The 7,329-nt window shown below is 60.8% G+C and carries 5 protein-coding genes; all 5 read left to right on the forward strand.

Annotated elements, in window-relative coordinates:
• Nucleotides 1–133 precede the first annotated feature (133 nt).
• The 5 genes from ACRESJ_RS32685 to hslU all read left to right on the forward strand — a co-directional run bounded on the left by ACRESJ_RS32685 (nt 134) and on the right by hslU (nt 7,320).
• The gene (locus ACRESJ_RS32685) at nt 134–2,353 is read left to right on the forward strand and encodes a primosomal protein N' (protein WP_431761599.1); all 2,220 of its coding nucleotides are present in this window, start codon (nt 134–136) and stop codon (nt 2,351–2,353) included.
• A 209-nt stretch (nt 2,354–2,562) separates the two neighbouring features.
• On the forward strand, nt 2,563–4,299 hold the full coding sequence (gene argS, locus ACRESJ_RS32690) for an arginine--tRNA ligase (RefSeq protein ID WP_431761600.1): 1,737 nt from the start codon (nt 2,563–2,565) through the stop codon (nt 4,297–4,299).
• Nucleotide 4,300: 1 nt separating this feature from the next.
• Nucleotides 4,301–5,008 (forward strand): SPOR domain-containing protein, encoded by a 708-nt coding sequence (locus tag ACRESJ_RS32695; protein ID WP_431761601.1) that lies wholly within the window; start codon nt 4,301–4,303, stop codon nt 5,006–5,008.
• A 388-nt stretch (nt 5,009–5,396) separates the two neighbouring features.
• Nucleotides 5,397–5,927, forward strand: a complete 531-nt coding sequence (gene hslV / locus ACRESJ_RS32700) for an ATP-dependent protease subunit HslV (RefSeq protein WP_007975582.1) — start codon at nt 5,397–5,399, stop codon at nt 5,925–5,927.
• Nucleotides 5,928–5,982: 55 nt separating this feature from the next.
• Complete coding sequence (gene hslU / locus ACRESJ_RS32705) at nt 5,983–7,320, forward strand: HslU--HslV peptidase ATPase subunit (RefSeq protein WP_431761602.1); 1,338 nt, start codon at nt 5,983–5,985, stop codon at nt 7,318–7,320.
• The last annotated feature ends 9 nt before the right edge of the window (nt 7,321–7,329 follow it).

The following is a 7,329-nucleotide window of genomic DNA, read 5'->3' on the forward strand; positions in this document are numbered from 1 at the left end:
GGAGCGGGCTTGCCCGCGATGAGGCCAGTACATTCAACATTGATATCGCCAGACAGTCCGTCATCGCGGGCAAGCCCGCTCCCACAGGTATTGGTCGCGCCCAACTACTTACCTGTTTACTGAGATCCCCCGCGTGCCCGACGCCATTCTGCGCCTCGCCCTGCCTTCGCCACTGCGCCGCCTGTTCGACTACCGCGCTCCGGCCGGTGTCCGACGCGATCAGTTGCACCCCGGCATGCGCCTGCGGGTGCCGTTTGGCCGACGGGAGATGATCGGGATTCTGGTGGAAGTCACAGACACCAGCGAGGTGCCGGCAGAAAAACTCAAACCCGCGCTGGCGCTGCTTGACCCAACACCGCCGCTGCCACCGGCTCTGTTCAAGCTATGCCTGTGGACTTCCCAGTATTACCAGCACAGCCTCGGCGATACCTTGAGTTGGGCATTGCCGGTGCTCTTGCGCCAGGGCGAACTGGCCGAAGCGCGCCAGGAACGCTTCTGGTCCGCCGCACCGGGCGCCAGCCTCGACGATCCGCGCATCGCCCGCGCCCCTCGCCAGCGTGAAGCCCTGGCGACGCTGGCCCAACATCCCCATGGCGTGGCCCATCAGCTGCTGAGCAAACTGATGCTCAGCAAGGACAGCCTCGATCTGTTGCTGGCCAAGGATCTGGTGCAAGTCGACATCCGTCGGCACGCCCCCGGCGTACGCCATGAGCACTGGCTGGCGCAACCGGAACTGCCGCTCAATTCGGAACAGCGGGCTGCATACGAAGCGATCCGCTCCGGATTCGACAGCTATCATGCATTCCTGCTGGCCGGCGTCACCGGCAGCGGCAAAACCGAAGTCTATTTGCAGCTGATCCGCGAAACCCTGGAAGCCGGCAAGCAAGCGCTGGTGCTGATCCCGGAGATCAACCTCGGCCCGCAAACCCTGGCGCGCTTCGAGCAGCGTTTCAATGCACGCATCGCCCTGATTCACTCGGCGGTCAATGACCGTGAACGCCTCGATGCCTGGCTGGCTGCCCGTGATGGCGAGGCCGACATTATTATCGGCACCCGCTCGGCGCTGTTCACGCCGATGAAAAACCCCGGGCTGATCATCATCGACGAAGAGCACGACGGCTCCTATAAACAGCAGGAAGGCTTGCGCTATCACGCCCGCGATCTGGCGCTGGTGCGGGCACGCCAGGAAAACATCCCGATTGTCCTGGGCTCCGCCACACCTTCGCTGGAAAGCCTGCATAACGCCCACACAGGTCGTTACGGCCTGCTGCGACTCAATGAACGCGCCGGCGGCGCCAAGCAACCACGTTTCCTGCGCCTGGACGTAAAAAGCCGTCCGCTCGACAGCGGCATTTCCGGACCGATGCAGCAAGCCATTGGCCAGACGCTCGCGGCGGGCCAGCAGGTTTTGGTATTCCTCAACCGCCGCGGCTTCGCGCCGACCTTGCTGTGTCACGACTGCGGGTGGATGTCCGAATGCCAGCGCTGCGATGCGCGCATGACGGTGCACCAGCGCTACGGTGAGCTGCGTTGCCACCATTGCGGGTACGTCGAACGCGTGCCTCGCCAGTGCCCGAAGTGCAACAAGGTCGATTTGCGTCCAGTGGGCGCCGGCACCGAGAGAGCTGAGGAACGGCTGGCGATCCTGTTCCCGGACTACCCGGTCCTGCGAGTCGACCGCGACAGCACCTCGCGCAAGGACGCGATGAACCAACTGTTCGCGACCATTCAAAAAGGCCAGCCATGCATACTGATTGGCACGCAAATGCTGGCCAAAGGGCACCACTTTCCACGGGTGACGCTGGTTTCGATCCTCGATGCCGATGGCGGGTTGTTCTCCGGTGATTTCCGCGCCAGTGAGCGAATGGCGCAACTGATCGTCCAGGTCGCGGGGCGCGCCGGTCGCGCCGAAGAACCGGGAAGAGTGATCATCCAGACGCACCTGGCCGATCATCCGCTGCTGATACAACTGACGGAGCAGGGTTACTTCGCCTTTGCCGAGCAGGCCTTGAGCGAGCGTCGTTCAGCGGGCCTGCCACCCTTCGCGCACCTGGCTCTGTTGCGGGCAGAAGCGCACAAGCCGGGACAGGCCGAAAGCTTTCTTGATGAGGCATGCAGCGTGGCTGACCAATTGCTGGTTGAGCATGATTTGGGCGGCATTGAGCTGTTGGGGCCGGTGCCCGCGCCGATGGAAAGGCGTGCGGGACGTTATCGCGCGCAGTTGTTGTTGCAGGCTACGGCGCGGGCGCCATTGCATCGGTTGCTTGCCAGTTGGTTGCTCTTGCTGGAACAGATGCCGAGTGGACGGGCGGTGCGTTGGTCTTTGGACGTAGATCCGGTCGATTTGTATTGAATGATCAAAAGATCGCAGCCTGCGGCAGCTCCTACAGAAGCGCGCGATCAATGTAGGAGCTGCCGAAGGCTGCGATCTTTGCAGCTTTTGTCACCACACATCCACAACCTGCCTGCTAAGGTTGGCAAGCCCGCCTTCGCAACGGATAATGCCCAGTTTTTCCACCAGCGCATGATGCGCCGCCGCGCCAGCGGTCGAAAGAGAAGACCATGAAAGACACCATTCGCCAGCTGATCCAACAAGCCATCACCCAACTCGTCAACGAAGGTGTGTTGCCTGAAGGCCTGACGCCGGCGATTCAGGTGGAAAACTCCCGCGACAAGAAGAACGGCGACTTCGCCAGCAACATCGCCATGATGCTGGCCAAACCTGCCGGCATGAAGCCACGCGACCTGGCCGAAAAAATCATCGCCGCGCTGCCGGCTGACGAAAACGTCAGCAAGGCCGAAATCGCCGGGCCGGGCTTCCTCAATTTCTTCCAGAACACCGACGCCCTGGCTTCGCGCCTTGACGCCGCACTGGCCGATGACCACATCGGCGTGCGCAAGGCCGGTCCAGTGCAACGTACCGTAGTCGACCTGTCGGCCCCGAACCTGGCCAAAGAGATGCACGTCGGCCACTTGCGCTCGACCATCATTGGCGACGGCGTAGCCCGCGTATTGGAATTCCTCGGTGACGAAGTGATCCGGCAGAACCATGTCGGCGACTGGGGCACCCAGTTCGGCATGCTGATGGCTTATCTGCAAGAAAACCCGATCACCAGTGACGAGCTGTCGGACCTGGAAAACTTCTACCGCGCCGCCAAGCAACGCTTCGACGAATCCGAAGAGTTCGCCGACCGCGCCCGCGGCCTGGTGGTCAAGCTGCAGGCCGGTGACCCGGATTGCCTGGCGCTGTGGACCAAGTTCAAGGACATCTCGCTGTCCCACTGCCAGAAGATTTACGAACTGCTCAACGTCAAACTGACCATGGCCGACGTGATGGGCGAAAGCGCCTACAACGACGACCTGATCAATGTGGTCAACGACCTCAAGGCCGCGGGCATGCTGGTTGAGAGTAACGGCGCCCAGTGCGTGTTCCTCGACGAGTTCAAGAACGCCGATGGCGATCCGTTGCCGGTGATCATCGTCAAGGCGGACGGCGGCTACCTCTACGCCACCACCGACCTGGCGGCCGTGCGCTACCGCAGCGGCAAGCTCAAGGCCGATCGCGCCCTCTATTTCGTCGACCAGCGCCAGGCCCTGCACTTCCAACAAGTGTTCGCCGTGGCACGCAAAGCCGGTTTCGTGACCCATCCAATGGAAATGGAACACATGGGCTTCGGCACCATGAATGGCGCTGACGGTCGTCCGTTCAAGACCCGTGATGGCGGCACCGTGAAGCTGATTGATCTGCTGACCGAAGCTCAGGAACGCGCCTACACCCTGGTGAAGGACAAGAACCCGGAGCTGGCCGAAGCCGACCTGCGCAACATTGCCAAGGTCGTCGGCATCGGCGCAGTGAAATACGCCGACCTGTCCAAGCACCGCACCAGCGACTACAGCTTCAACTTCGACCTGATGCTGAACTTCGAAGGCAACACCGCGCCATACCTGCTGTACGCCTACACCCGCGTGGCCGGCGTGTTCCGCAAGCTGGGCAAGGAGTTCAGCGAAGTCGAAGGCCAGATTGTTCTCGACGCACCGCACGAACACGAACTGGCGGCGAAACTCGCGCAATTCGGCGAAGTACTGAACAACGTGTCCGAAAAAGGCACGCCACACATCCTCTGCACTTACCTGTACGACGTTGCTGGCCTGTTCTCCAGTTTCTACGAGAACTGCCCGATCCTCGCCGCCGACACCCCGGAACAAATGCAAAGCCGCCTGCGCCTCGCGGCACTGACCGGTCGCACACTCAAGCAAGGCCTGGAACTCTTGGGTCTGGAAACTCTGGAGCGCATGTAAGTTGGCTGCCAAGAAAAAACCTGCACCCAAGCGTGGCGCCAGCCGTTATCAAGCTCCTGCGAAACAACCGATCCCGGGTTGGTTGTGGATGGCCATCGGCCTGACGGTCGGCGCGTTCATTGTGTTTTTGATGAAGCTGGAGCCAGGCAAAGGCAGCGACACGGTCAAGCGTGAAAAAGTGGAGCAACAACAGAAAGCCACGAAGATCGCCGAGGCCAACAAGACCCCGCCGAGCCCGACGCAACCGGTGAAGCCCAAGTACGACTTCTACACCTTGCTGCCGGAATCGGAAGTCATCGTGCCGCCGGATGCCGTGCCGGAAAAAACCTTGCCGACGCCGCAAGTGCCTGCCATCCCGACCACGCCGGTAACGCCGGCCGAAGCGGCGAAAATCGACACGGCTCGCGCCCAGGCAGCCCTGGCCGGGATTACTCCGCCACCAGCGCCTGCGGTCAAAGCGGCGCCAGTGACCAAGTTCTTCCTGCAAGCCGGTTCGTTCCGCAAAGAGACCGATGCGGACAAGGTTCGGGCGCAGATCATCCTGCTTGGCCAGGCTGTAGCGGTCGAGTCCGGTACGGTGAAGGACGAGACCTGGTATCGGGTATTGGTGGGTCCGTTCAGCAACCGCGAACAACTGACCACCGCTCAGAAACAACTGGCTGGTGCCGGGTTCAGCAACTTGTTGTTACAACAACGCCAGAGCCGCTGATTCAGTCCCGCGTCATCGTTCTTCGCGGGCAAGCCTTAATGCCAGTCAGTTAAGGCATTTGTAGGAGCGAGCTTGCTCGCGAAAAACTTAAGGACGCCGCGTTCATTCAGAATTTCCGCGTTATCGTTAACGTTTTTCGCGAGCAAGCTCGCTCCTACAGTTGACCTTCATCGCTTAACTGACTGGCATTAGGGCAAGCCTCGCTCCTACAGAATCCCACCAACCTGTAGGAGCAAGGCTTGCCTGCGAAGGCGTCAGAATGAACACCACACCCCATTTGCCAGAACACCGCTCGTCCCCTCTCCCGCCTCACAGTTGAAATCCTTTCCACCACCCCCATATGTGTTGGCATAAGGCATTTTCGCCCCGCAGCGTGGAGACTCTTCCCTTGACCACCATCGTTTCAGTTCGTCGCCACGGCAAAGTCGTCATGGGCGGCGACGGCCAGGTTTCCCTTGGCAACACCGTGATGAAAGGCAACGCGAAAAAAGTTCGTCGCCTGTACCACGGCCAGGTCATCGCCGGTTTTGCCGGTGCCACCGCTGACGCCTTTACCCTCTTCGAACGCTTCGAAGGCCAACTTGAGAAACATCAGGGCCATCTGGTTCGCGCCGCCGTCGAACTGGCCAAGGAATGGCGTACCGATCGCTCCCTGAGCCGCCTTGAAGCCATGCTCGCCGTCGCCAACAAAGACGCATCCCTGATCATCACCGGCAACGGTGACGTGGTTGAGCCGGAAGACGGCCTGATCGCCATGGGTTCGGGCGGCGCCTACGCGCAAGCAGCCGCCAGCGCACTGCTGAAAAAGACCGATCTGTCGGCCCGGGAAATCGTCGAAACCGCTCTCGGCATCGCCGGCGACATCTGTGTATTCACCAACCACACCCAGACCATTGAGGAGCAGGACTGCGCCGAGTAAGCCCGTGCTGGCCATCGCGCCACCGCTCATTCTTGCTTGAGGTCCGCTAAATACTATGTCCATGACTCCCCGTGAAATCGTCCACGAACTCAATCGCCATATCATCGGCCAGGACGATGCCAAGCGCGCCGTCGCCATTGCCCTGCGCAACCGCTGGCGCCGGATGCAGCTGCCTGAAGAGCTGCGCGTTGAAGTAACGCCAAAGAACATCCTGATGATCGGCCCGACCGGTGTCGGTAAAACCGAAATCGCCCGTCGCCTGGCCAAGCTGGCCAACGCGCCGTTCATCAAGGTCGAAGCCACCAAATTCACCGAAGTCGGCTACGTTGGCCGCGATGTCGAATCGATCATTCGCGACCTCGCCGATGCCGCGATCAAGCTTTTGCGCGAGCAGGAAATCGTCAAGGTTCGCCATCGCGCCGAAGACGCCGCTGAAGAGCGCATCCTCGATGCACTGCTGCCACCGGCGCGCATGGGTTTCAGCAGTGACGACGCCCCGACCGCCGATTCCAACACCCGTCAGCTGTTCCGCAAGCGTCTGCGCGAAGGCCAGCTGGATGACAAGGAGATCGAAATCGAAGTCGCCGAAATGGCCGGCGTCGATATCTCCGCGCCACCGGGCATGGAAGAAATGACCAACCAGTTGCAGAGCATTTTTGCCAACATGGGCAAGGGCAAACGCAAGAGCCGCAAGCTCAAGGTCAAGGAAGCGCTGAAGCTGGTGCGCGACGAAGAAGCCAGCCGCCTGGTCAACGATGAAGAACTGAAGGCCAAAGCCCTGGAAGCGGTCGAGCAGCACGGCATCGTGTTCATCGACGAAATCGACAAGGTCGCCAAGCGTGGTAACTCCGGTGGTGTCGACGTGTCCCGTGAAGGCGTGCAGCGCGACCTGCTGCCGCTGATCGAAGGCTGCACCGTCAACACCAAGCTGGGCATGGTCAAGACTGACCACATCCTGTTCATTGCTTCCGGTGCATTCCACCTGAGCAAGCCAAGCGATCTGGTGCCTGAGCTGCAAGGCCGTCTGCCGATCCGTGTCGAACTCAAGGCGCTGTCACCGGAAGACTTCGAACGCATCCTCAGCGAGCCGCACGCCTCGCTCACCGAGCAATATTGCGCACTGCTGAAAACCGAAGGCCTGGGTATCGAGTTCCAGCCAAGCGGCATCAAGCGCATCGCGGAGATCGCCTGGCAGGTCAACGAGAAAACCGAAAACATTGGCGCCCGTCGTCTGCACACCCTGCTCGAGCGCCTGCTCGAAGAGGTATCGTTCAGCGCCGGTGACCTGGCCAGCACGCATGACGACAAGGTCATCCAGATCGACGCCGACTACGTCAACAGCCACCTGGGCGAATTGGCGCAGAACGAAGACCTGTCCCGTTATATCCTGTAGGTCACCTAC

Origin of the sequence: Pseudomonas sp. (assembly GCF_050739655.1) — a bacterium.
Lineage (GTDB): Bacteria > Pseudomonadota > Gammaproteobacteria > Pseudomonadales > Pseudomonadaceae > Aquipseudomonas.

Bases quoted from the DNA above. Each gene is read 5' to 3' on its own strand.
- hslU (WP_431761602.1), top strand. From the start codon at position 5,983: ATGTCCATGACTCCCCGTGAAATCGTCCACGAACTCAATCGCCATATC.
- argS (WP_431761600.1), top strand. From the start codon at position 2,563: ATGAAAGACACCATTCGCCAGCTGATCCAACAAGCCATCACCCAACTC.